The organism is Streptomyces sp. NPDC056527 (assembly GCF_042794475.1).
Lineage (GTDB): Bacteria > Actinomycetota > Actinomycetes > Streptomycetales > Streptomycetaceae > Streptomyces.
The window spans coordinates 1-1,543 of the sequence record NZ_JBHTTQ010000235.1 but is presented as its reverse complement, the minus strand read 5'-3'; the positions used below and the strand labels follow the sequence as shown (position 1 = coordinate 1,543).

2 rRNA genes are annotated in these 1,543 nt (G+C 57.1%); both read right to left on the bottom strand.

Annotated elements, in window-relative coordinates:
• Positions 1-867, bottom strand: a 23S ribosomal RNA gene (locus ACFQ7Q_RS38125); the annotation flags it as partial.
• A gap of 286 nt (positions 868-1,153) precedes the next feature.
• Positions 1,154-1,543: ribosomal RNA gene (locus tag ACFQ7Q_RS38120) — 16S ribosomal RNA — on the bottom strand; the annotation flags it as partial.

Below are 1,543 nucleotides of genomic sequence, written 5' to 3'. Positions count from 1 at the left end.
ATCCCCCAGGTTTTCAACCCTGGTGGGTTCGGTCCTCCACGAAGTCTTACCTCCGCTTCAACCTGCCCATGGCTAGATCACTCCGCTTCGGGTCTTGAGCGTGCTACTGAATCGCCCTATTCGGACTCGCTTTCGCTACGGCTTCCCCACACGGGTTAACCTCGCAACACACCGCAAACTCGCAGGCTCATTCTTCAAAAGGCACGCAGTCACGACCCATTGGGTAAACCCAATGAGCGACGCTCCCACGGCTTGTAGGCACACGGTTTCAGGTACTATTTCACTCCGCTCCCGCGGTACTTTTCACCATTCCCTCACGGTACTATCCGCTATCGGTCACCAGGGAATATTTAGGCTTAGCGGGTGGTCCCGCCAGATTCACACGGGATTTCTCGGGCCCCGTGCTACTTGGGTGTCTCTTAAACGAGCCGTCAATGTTTCAGCTACGGGGGTCTTACCCTCTACGCCGGACCTTTCGCATGTCCTTCGCCTACATCAACGGTTTCTGACTCGTCTCACAGCCGGCAGACTGTGAAAAAGAGATCCCACAACCCCGTATGCGCAACCCCTGCCGGGTATCACACGCATACGGTTTGGCCTCATCCGGTTTCGCTCGCCACTACTCCCGGAATCACGGTTGTTTTCTCTTCCTGAGGGTACTGAGATGTTTCACTTCCCCTCGTTCCCTCCACATGCCCTATGTGTTCAGGCATGGGTGACAGCCCATGACGACTGCCGGGTTTCCCCATTCGGAAACCCCCGGATCAAAGCCTGGTTGACGGCTCCCCGGGGACTATCGTGGCCTCCCACGTCCTTCATCGGTTCCTGGTGCCAAGGCATCCACCGTGCGCCCTTAAAAACTTGGCCACAGATGCTCGCGTCCACTGTGTAGTTCTCAAGCAACGACCAGCCACCCATCACACGCCACCGAAGTGACGCTTTACTGGGGCCGGCATCGCGAAGATACAAACCTTACGGCCGTACCCTCAGATACCCAACAACGTGCCAAGCGTGAGCCACCCTCCGTGTCCTTCTTTCCACGCCGAAGCAGTACTGGAAGAACCATCGAGTTCACTCACGCCAACTAATCAACGTTCCACCCATGAGCTGACCGTGCAGAACGTTTGTCTGCAATCGGTACTGTGCTCCTTAGAAAGGAGGTGATCCAGCCGCACCTTCCGGTACGGCTACCTTGTTACGACTTCGTCCCAATCGCCAGTCCCACCTTCGACAGCTCCCTCCCACAAGGGGTTGGGCCACCGGCTTCGGGTGTTACCGACTTTCGTGACGTGACGGGCGGTGTGTACAAGGCCCGGGAACGTATTCACCGCAGCAATGCTGATCTGCGATTACTAGCAACTCCGACTTCATGGGGTCGAGTTGCAGACCCCAATCCGAACTGAGACCGGCTTTTTGAGATTCGCTCCGCCTCGCGGCATCGCAGCTCTTTGTACCGGCCATTGTAGCACGTGTGCAGCCCAAGACATAAGGGGCATGATGACTTGACGTCGTCCCCACCTTCCTCCGAGTTGACCCCGGCGGT